The following is a 15,198-nucleotide window of genomic DNA, read 5'->3' as shown; positions in this document are numbered from 1 at the left end:
TTTATCAAAAAAGTACCGTAATGGTACTTTTTAATTAATATATGATCTAGACATTTTAGAATGATTGAGCTTATATAAGACATAGATTGTCTGAATAAGACTCAATACTTCGGTGACTAATAATACAATACCTTCAGCCATAGTTAATCCAATCGCCATATCGATAGGATGTACAATAATAAATACGCCTAATACAACACTTAATACAGCACATAAGAAGATCCAGAACCAGTTGAATTCAATGATCTGCTGCAACTGGAATGAAAGCTGTAAGTTTAATAAACCTTTAATGACAACCCATAATCCAATGATCATTGTGAGTGCACCAATGAATGCATCCGCATTGAATGCAACAAAAACACCTGCCAGTAATGCGAGAATACCTTCTAACAAATCATTAGAAAAGATACGCATTTCATGAGTTAATGCAAAGTAAGTCACAAAATGAATCAAACCATCCACAAATAATGCGCCTGAAATAACATAAACAACAATATTCAACATTGTCTTCGGGAAAACAATCAATAATACTGAAGCAACAATCATAATCACTGATGTGATGATAGATGCTTTACTATACTTCTTAATATATTCTTTAATCATAGTTCCACCTCGTATCTGTTATTGTAGCACAAAATATATATTTTGTAAGTTACTGAGGTCAAAAACATAACCTTCATCCCCATAGAAGAAAGATTCATCAAACTTCTTAAAACCTATCTTCTTTAATAGGTGTCTTGATTTTTCATTCTGTTTATAAATATAAGCAATACATTTAAAGAAACCATGTTCTTCATACATATAGCTTAAGAGTCCAAGTACGGCTTCAGTTCCAAAACCATTATTCCAGAAAACATCGTCTAGCGTATAACCAATAGAGAATGTATGAGGTGCCATGATCTCTATATGTAAATCACCAATAAGATGCTGGCTTCCTTTGATTGTAATACCAAACTGCATAGACCCCTTTTTATGATCTATCACTGTCTCTTTACACTTCTTGATGAGTTTCACTGCATCTCTTCTTGTATATCTATTCCAAGACTGATACTTAGAAACAGTCTTCTTACTGCGATATTCTACAAGACGATCAATATCACCTTCATCAAGTGTTCTAATTGTGAGACGGTCTGTTTCAAATATTTTCATAGTTATGATAGATGAACAACATTCTATCCTTTCCATTCATATCCTTGATGACTTCAAATGTATCATTCGGGAAATAGAGAGGAACAAGCTGTTTCATTCTTTCTCCTTGATTATATCCAATTTCAAATGCAAGAATCGCCTTCTCCTTTAATACAGAAGGAGCTTCTTTAAATATCTTTTCATAACATGCATAGCCATGATCATCCGCAAACAAAGCCAGATGTGGTTCATGATCTATCACTCTTGGATCCAATACTTCATCATAATCAATATAAGGAGGATTAGAGACAAGAATATCTACACGAATATTTTGATCAATAAGAGGTTGTAATAAGTCTCCTTCTAAGAATGTGACAGAAGCTTCATGCTTCTTCGCATTCTTAGATGCTGTATCTATTGCCTCTTTAGAGATATCTACTGCATATAGATCCGCCTTTGACTCACAGGCTAATGTAACTGCAATAGCGCCTGAACCCGTACCTATATCTGCTACAACCATTCCTGGTTTTATATAAGATAGAACCTTTTCTACAAGTTCTTCTGTTTCATAGCGAGGTATGAGAACACTTGGATTGACATCAAACTCTCTACCATAGAAATATTCTTTTCCAATAATATACTGATAAGGTTCACCCTTAAGGTATCTATTTAAATAGTCCTTATATTGCATAAGAAGAGCCTCTTCAACAGGCTCTTCCCTTTTCAACAATAGTTGATAATAAGCATCTCCTGTGAGATCTTCATAGAGTCTTTCAGGGATATTTGTATGTGGATCATCAATTAAATCATGTGCATGTTTAAGTAATTCACCTAATAGCACTTATTCTTCTTCTCCTAGAAGTTTTAGTCTCTGGTCTTCATTAATTAATGCATCGATAATTGGTTCTAGTTTACCTTCCATAATACGATCTAACTGCTGAATAGTTAAACCAATACGATGGTCAGTAACACGGTTCTGAGGATAGTTGTATGTTCTGATCTTTTCAGCACGATCACCTGAACCAATCTTATTACGACGTTCGTTTCCTAGTTTTTCTTCTTCTTCTCTTAATTTAGCTTCATAAACTCTTGTACGTAATGACTGCATAGCCTTCGCACGGTTATCATGCTGTGAACGACCATCCTGGCTTGTTGCTACAATTCCTGTTGGAATATGTGTAATACGTACGGCAGAGTCAGTCTTATTGATATGCTGTCCTCCAGCACCAGATGAACGGTAAGTATCAATTCTTAAATCCTTTGGATCAATATCGATATCTACTTCTTCTGCTTCTGGCATAACTAATACTGTGGCAGTTGATGTATGAACACGTCCCTGTGTTTCAGTCTTAGGCACACGCTGTACACGATGTGAACCAGATTCAAACTTCATCTTAGAATATACACCATTCCCCTTGATAATAAATGATATAAGTGAATATCCTCCTGCTTCAGAAGGCTGAGCATCTTCAATTTCAATCTTCCATCCCTGTGATTCAGCATACTTAGAATACATTCTAAATAAGTCACCTGCGAAGATATTACCTTCATCTCCTCCGGCTGCACCACGGATTTCCATTACTACGTTCTTTTCATCATTTGGATCCTTAGGAATTAATTCAATCTGGATATCATGTTCCATGATTGGCTGTTTCTTTTCTAATTCTTCTAATTCCATCTTAGCCATTTCTTTGATTTCAGGATCATTTTCATTTAATAATTCTTTGGCTTCTTCGATACCATCTAATAAAGCCTTGTATTCTTTATATAGGTTATAAGCCTTTTCTAAAGAAGCCTGTTCTTTAGAAGCTTGTGTCATCTTCTGAATATCATTCGCAATAGATGGATCCATAAGGATCTGTGTTAATTCTTCATATCTTTTTTCTACTGTCTGTAGTCTTTCTAATAGTGTATTCATCTTCTATCCTTTCTTTTAATAATGTTGATTTCATCATATAAATTGGTTAATTCTTCCAAATCGTACCCATTATAATATATTCAATTATTTTTCGCAATTAATTGAACACGGTTTCTATTTCTTATATACTTGAATATATATGTTGGAGGTTAGGAATTATGATAAAGGCAGTTATATTTGATATGGATGGTTTGATGATTGACTCTGAAAGAGTGACTTTTGAATGTTACCAAGAAATCATAAAACCAATGAATTTGACAATGGATGAAACATTCTATAAAACTTTATTAGGGAAACCTATCAAAGGAATCTATGAAAGATTTTACGATACTTATGGTAAGGACTTTCCTATTGATGATGTCATTAAAGATGTACATGCTTTAATGGCAAAACGTTTTGAAACAGAAGGAGTTCCTATTAAGAAAGGTTTATTAGTGCTTCTTAATTATTTAAAAGAAAATGGTTATAAGACTATTGTCGCTACTTCTTCTAATCGTGATCGTGTTGATACTATTCTAGCACAGGCTCATATTACACAATATTTTGATGATTCTATCTGTGGTGATGAAGTAACTCATGGTAAACCACATCCAGAAGTATTCTTAAAGTCATGTGAAAAGCTTGGTGTAAAGACTGATGAAGCGATTGTATTAGAAGATAGTGAAGCAGGTATTCAGGCCGCTTCTTCAGCTGGTATTAAAGTGATCTGTATTCCTGATATGAAATATCCTACAGAAGAATATGCAAGCAAAACATATAAAATATTAGATTCTCTTGATGAAGTAATTGATGAATTAAACTAACAAAAAGAGTCGGTATGGTGACCGACTCTTTTTAATGGGATTCAGGGGAAATTTTTTATGGTTTTTCTTCTCTACAACTGTATAATACAGTGAGTATATGAAATCTATGTGAACTTTTAGGAGGTTTTATTAAATGTATAATCAATATCGTGAAGGATGGATAGAAGTCATCTGTGGATGTATGTTTGCAGGAAAAACAGAAGAATTGATTCGTCGTATTAATGTACTCTCTTATGCGAGAAAAAATATTCTTGTGTTTAAGCCAAAGATTGATGATCGTTATTCTACAACTGAAATTGCCTCACATGCAGGAAGTAAAGTACCTTGTATTGTCATCAGTGAAGCAAAGGAAATACTTGATCATGTGAATTATGATACTGATGTTGTAGCTATTGATGAAGTACAGTTCTTTGATGAAGATGTGGTAGATATCTGTGAATATCTTGCAGATAGTGGATTACGTGTGATGGTTGCTGGTTTAGATAAAGATTTCCGTGGTGAACCATTTGGTGTCTTACCTGATTTATTAACACGTGCTGAGTTTGTGACTAAGTTAACTGCAGTTTGTGCAAAATGTGGTGCACCTGCCACAAGAACACAGCGTATTATTAATGGTAAACCTGCTTCTTTTAATGATCCTATTGTCTTAGTAGGTGCAAAGGAAGCCTATGAACCACGTTGTCGTCATTGTCATGAAATAGTAGAAAAGCCTATTAAATTTGAGAATCAGAAAAAAATACAATTCAGACCAAGAAAATAAGAGGCTGTAACGGGTAAATAACTCATTATAGTTTCATAAACAGTAAAAGGCGGACCGAAGTCCGCCTTTTATGGTACATTAATTCTACCATGAAAACATACCAACAAGATTATACGGCATATCAGACATATGCGCTACTAGATTTTAATATTTCTTTTGAAAAAGATATACCTGCTGATGATGTTTCAAGAACTGTGATTGAAGTTACGGAAAGGACAGATATAAACAAGTTTTTTGACTTCACTCATAGAAATTCTCACGAGTATGATGGTCTCATGATGCTCAGATTGTTTATCTGCTGATAAAATTTTTTTAGGAAATGGGCAGGTTCTTTTTAAGTGCGTCTGGAATATGAAAAGGTTATTCACCATGCAGTAGTGAATAACCTTTTTGGCTTTGGATATACGAAAAAGAGCTGTAACGCTCAAGGTAGTAGTAAATACTATCTATTCGTTACAGCCTCTTTTAAATTCTTAGTCCTTCACCACTATTCTGGTTTTCTGGACCTGTATAGTAATCTGAGAAACGAGAGTATTGTTTTTCAAATACAAGGCTGATATCAGCTGTTGCACCATTTCTGTGCTTGGCCACAACGATTTCTGTTAAGCCGTTTGTTTCTGCTTCTTTTTCTTTATTCTGATAGTCTTCACGATGAAGAAAGGCTACAATATCGGCATCCTGTTCGATGGCTCCAGATTCTCTTAAGTCGGACAACATCGGTTTTCCTTTACGCTGTTCAACCTGACGAGAAAGCTGTGATAAGGCAATAACAGGACACTTCAATTCTCTAGCTAATGCCTTTAACTGTCTAGAGATATCTGATACTTCCTGCTGTCTTGATTCTCTTGATGAAGATGGACCAGAGATCAGCTGAAGGTAATCGATAATAACCATCTTTAAACCCTGTTCTCTTTGCAGTCTTCTACATTTAGCAGCAATTTCACCAATCTTAATTGCTGGTGTATCATCAATATATAAATTACAACGTGTGACACGATCTGCTGCTGCATAATATTTATTCGCATTCTCTTTCAAAATCGCACCTGTTTTTAATTTATCGTTATCAATAGATCCTGCACAACATATTAATCTGGTTACAAGCTGTTCAGCAGGCATTTCTAGTGAGAATATTGCGACAGCCTCTTCACTATTAAGTGATGAATTAAAACCAATATTCAAGGCAAAGGCTGTTTTACCTACAGAAGGTCTAGCCGCAAGAATAACTAAATCACCTGGTTGGAAGCCCGATGTTAATTTATCTAATTCTTTATAGCCTGTTTTTACACCAGAGACAACTCCACCATTTTTCTGAAGGAGATTCATTCTGGCTGTGACATTCTGTACAACACTTTCAATTGTCTTGAATTCCCCGGCATTTCTATCTCTTGTGACTTCTAAGACATCTTTTTCTACTGTATCAATAAAATCATTGATATCAGTAATTTCACCATAAGCATCCTGTACGATAGTTGTGGCTTCTTTAATGAGTCTTCTGAGTAATGACTTCTCATTTAAGATCTGAAGATAATGTGTTGTATGGGCTACTGTAGGTACAGAATTCGCAAGTACCAATAAGTAATCTACACCGCCTACTTTTTCTAATATCTTCTGGTTGATTAAATAATCAGTCACTGTTGTTGCATCAATCGGTTTATTACTGTCATGAAGGAACTTCATGCCTGTAAAGATCAGTCGATGCGCATCAAGATAGAAATCCTGAGGTGTTGCCATGTTGATGACATCATTACATGCGTTCTTATCAATCAACATCGCCCCTAACAATGCACGTTCTGCCTCTAAGTCATGAGGGAGTTCTCTTGTATCCATAAGTATTCACCTTATTTTTCAGATAGATGAACATTGATAGTCGCAATAACACCTTTATAAAGTTCAATCTTAAACTTAGTAGTTCCTAAAGCACCTACTGGATAAGCATTAATGAACTTTCTCTTATCAATCTTAATACCATATTCTTCTAATAATTTCTTTGCGATATGTTTTGTAGAAACATGATCAAAGCTCTTACCATCCTTACCAGTCTTAACCTTGAATTCAACTACGATAGCTTCAAGCTTCTTTGCAAGTTCCTGAGCTTCTTCTTTTCTCTTTAAGTCTTCCTGTTTCTTTTCTTCTTCCTGCTGGGCAACAATCTTTTTACCTGTTTCTGTTGCCATTAAAGCTTTCCCATTCTTGATTAAGAAGTTCTGTCCATAACCGTCAGATACATTAACGATTTCACCCTTCTTACCAACTTTTTTCACATCTTCTAATAAAATAACTTTCATATCTTATACACCCCTATCTTCCAAATATGCATCTATTGCATGTTCTAATCTCTCTTTTGCTTCTTCGATTGTCACATTTTCAATCTGACAGGCGGCCATAGAGAAGTGTCCGCCTCCATGTAAAGCATCATTTTCCATAATCATCTGGACATTGACCTTCTTAGAACTACGTGCGCTGATTGCAACTGTGTTCTTAGATATATATCCTATCGCAAATGCAGCATAAATGCCAGAAACATATACCAATTGATTGGCTGCTTTTGCAAGAGTAGAACGGCTAAGTTCCTCATCTTTGCCTGTCGCAATAAGGAATTTATCCTTATAACGATAAGCTGATTCTGTGATATCAAATATTTCTTTCATACATTCAAATGAATCTTCTAATAATTCATAAGCAAGTGATAAGTCAGCCTGCGCTTCTTTGAGTTTAGCCGCTGACTGGAATGTTCTTGTACCCACATGCTGTCTAAAATAGTTTGTATCAACAAGCATCCCTGTATACATGATTGTCGCATCAAGAGATGAAATTTCAATTTCATGCTGCTGATAATCAAATAGTTCTACAAGTAATTCTACTGTAGAGGATGCAGATGGCTCTAAGTATGTTAGAACCGGTGAAGAAATGAATTCTTCACTACGACGATGGTGGTCAATAATGACCTTGTTCTTTACTTTATCAAGCACTGAACGACTGATAGCAAGTGAATCCTTATGGTTATCCACACTGATTAATAAAGTATTCTTATTGGCTTTTTCAAGTGCTTCTGAAATAGTCAACATGAGTCCCTTATAATCAGGATTACTTCTCAACATTTCTACGACACCTTTTGTTTTTTCTTCAAGAGATTCATAATCAATGACTATATTAGCTTTCTTCCCTAAATTCTCTACAATACGTGCTGCCGCAAGAGACGCTCCAAATGAATCTAAATCTGAATTCTTATGTCCCATAATGAGAACATTGCGTGAACGTGTAATAAGTCCCGCAAGAGACTGTGCCATAATACGTGAACGTACTTTAGAGGATGTTTCAAATGCATCGGTCTTACCACCAAAGTAACGCACATGATCTTTACCACTCTTAATCGCAATCTGGTCACCACCGCGTGAATAAGCAAGGCTTAATGCGGAAGAAGCGAGTTCTTCTAGTTCTCTTAATACTTTTGTACTTCTACCAATACCAATAGAGAGTGTCATAAGAACATCCAATTCTTCTATCGCATTCTTGAAGTCATCTAAAATAGAGAATTTAGATTCAATAAGTTTCTTATAGATACGTTCATTAAAGAAGACAATGTATTTACCTGTCTGATAACGTCTAATAATCATACCATTCTTATATGCCCAGTCAGTAATTGTACTACGGCATAAGTTTTGAATCTTTACCTTCTGTGATTCATCTACATTCGCAATAATTTCATCATAGTTATCTACAGTAATATAACCCATGCATACCTGAATATCTTCATAGTCCTGTGATAAAGACACATATTGTGTCACATCCTTCATATAGATGAGTCTTGTATCTGCACTATTATAGACTTCAAATTTTTTTCCTTTGACTTCTATTATTTTGACATCTTCATCATCAAAAAGACTGGCAAGTGTAGGCTGCCATTCTAATAGCTTAATTCCTACAATATTGATATTTAATGCCTTTAAGAAATCTGAGACCCATGTGATGTTTCTATTTTCATCATATTGAATAAGTCCTACACCACCATAGATCAAGGCATTCTTGGCATCAATACCTAATGCATCGCTGACTGAATAGCTGTTTTGCTCCATTAAGTAGCTCATATAGAACAACAATGAAATATAGACCACATTCGTAATAACTGCAAATATCGCAAGACGAAGCATCCAGGCCTGATGAAATATGCCAAAGGCCGCAAAGGCGGCAAAGATTATAAATACGAGTAAAAGAACAAAGATATTTCTAATTTGTGCAACTTTTCTCGTCATTGTAGAAGCCCTCCTTATTGATACTTATTATACAGTATTTGACGTATTTCAACAAATATATCAATAATTCCTAGTATAACTAATAGTGACTGTAGGAATGGTATAAATACCAAGAAAATAAGCAAGTTAGAATAACGACCATGGTTTCTGATAATAAGATAAAAAGATAAGAAAGCCAGACCATCCACCATAAATCCTAAGATACTAATAAAATAGAGATATTGTACAATAACAACATTTCCAAAATATTGTCTTGCCAGAATACTACCTGCAAGCATGATTGCTAGAATATATCCCATTTTAGGACTGAATCTAAATGTCGCAATATGAATACTCATATCAAAAGGTATTCTTAAGCGTTTAAAGAATAATGCACATAACATCATGACTAAATAACTCTGTAAGAATGACATGATGAGGATAAAGAGTGGAATGAGATTATAAAAGTTCTGGAAAGTAAAGACATTGGATAAAGAAGGCACAACCGCAATAATCTGGTTATACATTTCTTTTGATTCAGCAATTAAGTTAATACCGAGTACTCCTGAGAATATATAGAAATATAAAAAGTCAGATAAAAAGAAGAATGTAGCACCAAGCACCAGCATCGTTTCTTTCTTAGCTTTATTTTTAAGACATAGTCCTACAACTGTTCCCATACCAAGTGATGAGAGGACAATTAATACATAGCTGAGTGTTCCAAATAGGAAAGCAATGACCATGGAAGCAAGAGAAGTCATTAAAGCTTCTTTTAGTCCTGTTTTATAGCTATAGATAGCCATAGGAATAGCCATTCCATAGCCTATTAAGGAATCAAACATCGTACCTGTCATTGTATTGAGTACTGCAAGGACACCAAAGAGTGCTGCGATGAGTGCGCCCTGCACAAGTTTATTTGTTTTCATAATTTATTTCTCCTTGTGGTCATTATACAACAATCATATCGCTTGACGTATACCCCTATAGGGTATATGATTGGGACAGGAGGTGAAATGATGGACAAAAAAGATTGCTGTTGTAGTGAACGTCATAAGGATCGTAGTGAAGAAGAGAAGAAAAAACTTATGAACCGCCTCAAACGTATTGAAGGACAGATTCGAGGAATTGAGGGCATGGTTGAAAAAGATGCCTATTGTCCTGATATTTTGATTCAGGTTTCTGCAGTGAATGCAGCTTTGAATAGTTTTAATAAAGAATTACTTGCAAAACATATTAAGACATGTGTTGTGGATGATATTAAAGAAGGTCATGATGAAACAATTGATGAATTAGTGAATGTATTACAGAAGGTGATGAAATGAAACAATATAATATTACTGGTATGAGTTGTGCAGCGTGTGCCAATCGTATTGAAAAAACTGTAGCTCATATTAATGGTGTAGAAAGCTGTTCAGTTTCTTTACTCACAAATTCTATGGGTGTAGAGGGAACAGCATCTTCTGAGTCTGTTATTCAAGCAATTGAGAATATTGGATATGGAGCAAGTGAAAAAGGTGTTGAAAAAGTCAAGGATGATTCTTTAGTGGATCATGAAACACCAAAATTAAAGAAGAGATTGATTACTTCTTTAGTATTCTTATTACTATTAATGTATCTATCTATGGGTCATATGATGTGGAAATGGCCTGTGCCTTCATTTTTAGAGAATCATGTGTCTCTTGCAGTGACAGAGATGTTATTGACTATTATTATTTTAGTCATTAATAAAGCATTCTTTATTAATGGATATAAGAGCTTATTTCAGTTATCTCCTAACATGGATGCTTTGGTCGCATTAGGATCGAGTGCTGCTTTTGGTTATAGCTTAGTTGTTTTATATTTAATGATTGATGCCATGAGCCAAGGACAGATGATGAAGGTCATGAGTTTAGGCCATGATCTCTATTTTGAATCTGCCGCTATGATTCCTACTTTAATTACTGTAGGTAAGATGTTAGAGGCAATGTCTAAAGGACGTACAACAGATGCCTTAAAGAGTTTAATGGATCTTGCGCCTCAGACTGCCGTTATTATTAGAGACAATAAAGAAGTGACTGTAGGAATTGATGAAGTCAATAAAGGTGATTTGTTTATTGTCAGACCGGGTGAAAATATTCCTGTCGATGGTGTAATTATAGAAGGTTCTACAGCTATTGATGAATCTGCCTTAACAGGTGAAAGTATTCCTGTTGATAAAACTGTGAATGATACAGTATCAGGTGCAACACTTAATCAGTCAGGTTTTATTAAAGTACGTGCCACTCGTGTAGGGGAAGATACAACACTTTCACAGATTATTCAGATGGTGAGTGATGCAGCAGCCACTAAGGCACCTATCGCAAAGAAAGCGGATCAGGTCTCTGGTATCTTTGTACCTGTGATTATCGGTATTGCGTTAGTCACATTTATTGTCTGGATGATTCTAGGAAAGAGTATTGGATTCTCTATTGCCCGTGCTATTTCTGTATTGGTTATTTCATGTCCATGTGCACTTGGTCTTGCAACACCCGTAGCTATTATGGTCGGCAATGGTATGGGCGCTAAAAATGGTATTCTATTCAAAACTTCTGAATCATTAGAAGTCACAGGTTCTATTGATATTATTGCGTTAGATAAGACAGGTACAATCACAAAAGGAACTCCTGTAGTCACTGATGTGGTCCCTTACAAGATAGAAAAAGAAGTACTTTTAAATTATGCTGCAAGTCTAGAAAAGAATAGTGAACATCCTCTTGGCAAAGCGATTACTGATTATTACCACGGCAATGAAGAAGTCAAAGATTTTAAGATACTGCCTGGACATGGGTTAAGAGGTTTAATTCACGATAAAGAAGTATTAGGTGGCAGTATCAAGATGATGGAAAAGCATATTCCTGACGATGTTGAAATACAAGCTAAGAATATGGCTAAAGAAGGTAAAACACCACTATTCTTTAGTTATGATGATTATTATCTTGGTATGATCTGTGTTGCTGATACAATGAAGGAAGATAGTCCTCAGGCAATCAAAGAAATGCAGAATATGGGTATTCAGGTTGTGATGTTAACAGGTGATAATCAAGAAACAGCCCAGGCAATTGGTTCAAAAGCAGGTGTGAATGAGGTAATTGCAGGGGTATTACCTGATGGTAAAGAGAGTGTTATTAGAAATCTACAGAAACAAGGTAAAGTGGCTATGGTGGGCGATGGAATCAATGATGCCCCAGCACTGACACGTGCGGATATTGGAATTGCGATTGGGGCAGGCACTGATATTGCGATAGATGCCGCTGATGTTGTCTTAATGAATAGCAAGCTAACAGATGTCACTGCCGCTATTAGACTCTCTCGTGCAACATTAAGAAATATCCATGAAAACTTATTCTGGGCATTTTTCTATAATGCGATTTGTATTCCTGTTGCTGCTGGTGTATTTATCACTTTAACAGGATGGCAGATGAATCCTATGTTAGGGGCGGCTGCGATGAGTTTATCTAGTTTCTTTGTATGTATGAATGCATTAAGATTGAATACTTTCTCTATGCATGATGCATCAAAAGATATAAAAAGAAAGAAAAAGGAGAAAAAAACAATGGAAAAAACTTTAGAAATTACTGGTATGATGTGTGGTCATTGTGAAATGGCTGTAAAGAAGGCATTAGAAGCTGTAGATGGTGTAGAAAGTGCTGATGTAAGTCATGAAAAAGGCACTGCAGTTGTGACTTTAAGTAAAGAAGTATCTAATGATGTCTTAAAGAAGACTGTAGAAGATAAAGATTATACAGTTACATCGATTAAATAAAAAAAGAAGTCCTAAGACTTCTTGAGATCCTCAAATGCATAACTATGCATCTGAGGATTTTTTCTTTCAAATTCTTCTTTTTGAATTTTAGAACGAGAAATGACATCCTGAAGTAATTCTCTTGATGAGATACGTGTCGCCCCATGACCTAATACAATCTTCTGTTCAAGATTATCACTTGTCGCAACCACAAGACGATATTGTCCTCCCATCTGTTTTGTGATGCTTTCAATATAAGCATCCGCTGTCTGTCCTTCTTTTGTATAAACGATTTCCATATCGTGATACATCTGACTCTTGCCTTTATTCTGTGGAACCTTATAAGCATCAAAGACAAGGATCATATGACAGCCACGATACCCTTTATAGCTCATCAATATATCAATAAGCTTATCTCTTGCACTACCTAGATTTTCTTTTGCGAGTTCTTTCAGTTCATCCCAGGCAAAGATGACATTATATCCATCTACAATCAAATATTCATCTAATACCTGTACTGTATTAGAAGAGACATAATCTTGTTTAGGTTTATAGTAGTCACTCGCAAGTTTTGTTTCTAATGGACCATAGGTACGTTCATATACTCTTTTAAGTTCTTCGTCACTAATATGTACAGGATTATGTGTATAAGTATGTTCCTGTTTCATCGCACTATAAAGAGGCAAATGCATCTTCTCTCTTACTTCATCATAAGGTACATAATATCCTGCACCGTGTGAACAGAAGATAGAACCTGTAGGATTATCTAGATCTGATTCACTATCATAATCACATTGAGTTATCACTTCTTCCTGATTTTCTACTGGTGCATAGAATGTATCTAAGAAGAAAAGCTGTCCTTTTCCTTTTGTGGAAGTCAGAAGTTCTTTTTGATAATGAGTCAAAAATAAAACAGGTGCTTCTCCATGAAGTGTTGTAATATCATTATTCTCGTTCACTACAGTAGGTGTTGGATAGTCTTCTAAAGCATAATAAACCTTACTCAAAGCCTCTGTAGGAATGACTAATTCATATTTATAATAGGGCTCTAAAATAACTGATTCAGTCATTTTTAAACCTTGTCTAATAGCACGATAAGTGGCTTCTCTGAAGTCTCCTCCTTCTGTATGTTTTAAGTGGGCTTTACCACCTAGAAGTGTGATTTTCATATCTGTAATAGGAGAACCTGTGAGTACACCTAAGTGTTCTTTTTCCTGTAAGTGTGTCATGATGAGATTCTGATATCTCTCTTCTAAGTTATTCTGACATTGATTATCAAAGACAAGTCCTGAACCTTGAGGAAGTGGTTCTAAGTAAAGATGGACTTCACTATAGTGTCTGAGTGGTTCAAAGTGTCCTACTCCTTCTACTGATTCTTTGATTGTTTCTAGATAAGCGACATCTCCTTCATCTACTGTGATATCTTCATTAAAACGATCTTTCATTAATTGTTTAAGAATATCTATCTGTACTTCACCCATTAAAGAAACCTGGGCATGATCATCAAAAAGTTTTAAATGAAGTAATGGTTCTTCTTCACCTAATACCTTTAAAGAAGAGAAAAAATGATTGATATCTGCTTCTTTAGACGGTTGAATTGAATATAACATGGAAGGTCTAAGCGTTGAATGAATCACATGTCCTGATCCAATATAATCCCCTGCCTGAAGTTTCTTAATACCTGTTAAGGCTACAATATCATTCTGAGCGGCTTCTTCTATGAGCGTATAATGGTTTCCTTGATATAACCTAATTTGATGAATCTTTTCATCATGGATCGTATCACGTACATGAAGCCTGCCACCAGTTACCTTAATAAAGACAAGACGTTCTCCTCTTTCATCTCTCGCAATCTTAAAGACCTGTGCAGATAATTCTTTTTGTGGTTCTTTTTCTAAAGTATAACGGTCTAAGGCATCGAGTAGTTCTTCTACACCTTGATTCTTAAGTGCACTACCAAAATAGAGTGGATAAAGATGTCTATTAGAAATCGCTTTTGCGATAGATGTATCCTTTAAAGACTCTGTTTCTAAATATTCTTCTATCATCTCTTCATCCAGTGCTGCAATATCTTCTTCAGAAGCACTCATGTCCATGATGTGAGGAGATAATTGTGATAAAGAGTCCAATAGTTCTTCTTTTGTATAATGTGTTAAATCCATTTTATTCACAAAGATGAAGGCTGGTACATGATAGTGCTCTAATAAGTTCCAGATAGTTTTAGTATGCGCCTGTACACCATCTAAACCATTGATAATCACTATTGCATAATCAAGAACACTTAATGCACGTTCCATTTCTCCACTAAAATCAGCATGACCTGGTGTATCAATAAATGTGAAATGGTTATTCTTATAATCAAGAGAAGAAACCTTAGAAAAGATAGTAATGCCTCTTTCTCTTTCCTGTGTATTATAGTCAAGGAATGTATCTTTATGATCAACACGACCCTGATGTTTAATTGTCCCTGTTGTATAAAGCAATGACTCACTTAATGTGGTTTTACCTGCATCAACATGAGCCACCATTCCAAGTGTTAATTGTTTCATCAAATCACCTCTTGATTATTGTATCATAGATTAATCAAAAAACACCTTGGT

Annotated in this window: 13 protein-coding genes; 4 read left to right on the top strand and 9 right to left on the bottom strand. The window is 35.3% G+C overall.

Annotated elements, in window-relative coordinates; translation table 11 throughout:
• Positions 1-30 precede the first annotated feature (30 nt).
• From NQ499_RS00925 to prfA, 4 genes are read right to left on the bottom strand one after another with little or no spacing between them, the layout of a single operon-like run.
• Positions 31-603, bottom strand: a complete 573-nt coding sequence (locus tag NQ499_RS00925; protein ID WP_006504845.1) for an HdeD family acid-resistance protein — start codon at positions 601-603, stop codon at positions 31-33.
• A gap of 18 nt (positions 604-621) precedes the next feature.
• On the bottom strand, positions 622-1,185 hold the full coding sequence (locus NQ499_RS00920) for a GNAT family N-acetyltransferase (protein WP_081455794.1): 564 nt from the start codon (positions 1,183-1,185) through the stop codon (positions 622-624).
• On the bottom strand, positions 1,136-1,969 hold the full coding sequence (gene prmC / locus NQ499_RS00915) for a peptide chain release factor N(5)-glutamine methyltransferase (RefSeq protein ID WP_006504847.1): 834 nt from the start codon (positions 1,967-1,969) through the stop codon (positions 1,136-1,138). The genes NQ499_RS00920 and prmC overlap by 50 nt, the downstream gene beginning before the upstream one ends.
• Entirely contained in the window at positions 1,970-3,046 is a 1,077-nt protein-coding gene (gene prfA / locus NQ499_RS00910) for a peptide chain release factor 1 (protein ID WP_006504848.1), read from the bottom strand. It lies immediately after the preceding gene.
• 158 nt (positions 3,047-3,204) lie between these two features.
• Here prfA and NQ499_RS00905 point away from each other — a divergent pair, with 158 nt between their 5' ends.
• Together NQ499_RS00905 and NQ499_RS00900 are read left to right on the top strand one after the other, a co-directional pair.
• Positions 3,205-3,849, top strand: coding sequence for an HAD family hydrolase (locus NQ499_RS00905; protein ID WP_006504849.1), 645 nt, complete (start codon positions 3,205-3,207; stop codon positions 3,847-3,849).
• A gap of 133 nt (positions 3,850-3,982) precedes the next feature.
• A complete protein-coding gene (locus NQ499_RS00900) occupies positions 3,983-4,609 on the top strand; it encodes a thymidine kinase (protein WP_006504850.1) in 627 nt (208 codons plus the stop codon).
• A 465-nt stretch (positions 4,610-5,074) separates the two neighbouring features.
• Here NQ499_RS00900 and dnaB read toward each other — a convergent pair whose 3' ends face one another.
• From dnaB to NQ499_RS00880, 4 genes are read right to left on the bottom strand one after another with little or no spacing between them, the layout of a single operon-like run.
• Entirely contained in the window at positions 5,075-6,436 is a 1,362-nt protein-coding gene (gene dnaB / locus NQ499_RS00895; RefSeq protein WP_006505593.1) for a replicative DNA helicase, read from the bottom strand.
• 11 nt (positions 6,437-6,447) lie between these two features.
• Positions 6,448-6,894: a 50S ribosomal protein L9 gene (gene rplI, locus NQ499_RS00890; RefSeq protein WP_006505594.1), complete on the bottom strand. Its 447-nt coding sequence runs from the start codon at positions 6,892-6,894 to the stop codon at positions 6,448-6,450.
• 3 nt (positions 6,895-6,897) lie between these two features.
• Positions 6,898-8,859: a GGDEF domain-containing protein gene (locus tag NQ499_RS00885; RefSeq protein WP_006505595.1), complete on the bottom strand. Its 1,962-nt coding sequence runs from the start codon at positions 8,857-8,859 to the stop codon at positions 6,898-6,900.
• 14 nt (positions 8,860-8,873) lie between these two features.
• A complete protein-coding gene (locus NQ499_RS00880; protein WP_006505596.1) occupies positions 8,874-9,764 on the bottom strand; it encodes a DUF2232 domain-containing protein in 891 nt (296 codons plus the stop codon).
• A 90-nt stretch (positions 9,765-9,854) separates the two neighbouring features.
• On the opposite strand from NQ499_RS00880, the gene NQ499_RS00875 reads away from it, so the two are divergent.
• The gene (locus NQ499_RS00875) at positions 9,855-10,160 is read left to right on the top strand and encodes a metal-sensing transcriptional repressor (protein WP_202898385.1); all 306 of its coding nucleotides are present in this window, start codon (positions 9,855-9,857) and stop codon (positions 10,158-10,160) included.
• The gene (locus NQ499_RS00870) at positions 10,157-12,619 is read left to right on the top strand and encodes a heavy metal translocating P-type ATPase (RefSeq protein WP_259848567.1); all 2,463 of its coding nucleotides are present in this window, start codon (positions 10,157-10,159) and stop codon (positions 12,617-12,619) included. The genes NQ499_RS00875 and NQ499_RS00870 overlap by 4 nt, the downstream gene beginning before the upstream one ends.
• A gap of 11 nt (positions 12,620-12,630) precedes the next feature.
• Here the strand turns inward: NQ499_RS00870 and NQ499_RS00865 are convergent, their stop codons facing one another.
• Positions 12,631-15,147, bottom strand: coding sequence for a translation factor GTPase family protein (locus NQ499_RS00865; protein ID WP_006505600.1), 2,517 nt, complete (start codon positions 15,145-15,147; stop codon positions 12,631-12,633).
• Between the last annotated feature and the right edge of the window lie 51 nt (positions 15,148-15,198).

Source organism: Catenibacterium mitsuokai (genome assembly GCF_025148785.1).
GTDB classification, from domain to species: domain Bacteria; phylum Bacillota_I; class Bacilli_A; order Erysipelotrichales; family Coprobacillaceae; genus Catenibacterium; species Catenibacterium mitsuoka.
This window is presented reverse-complemented; position numbering and strand designations above follow the sequence as displayed.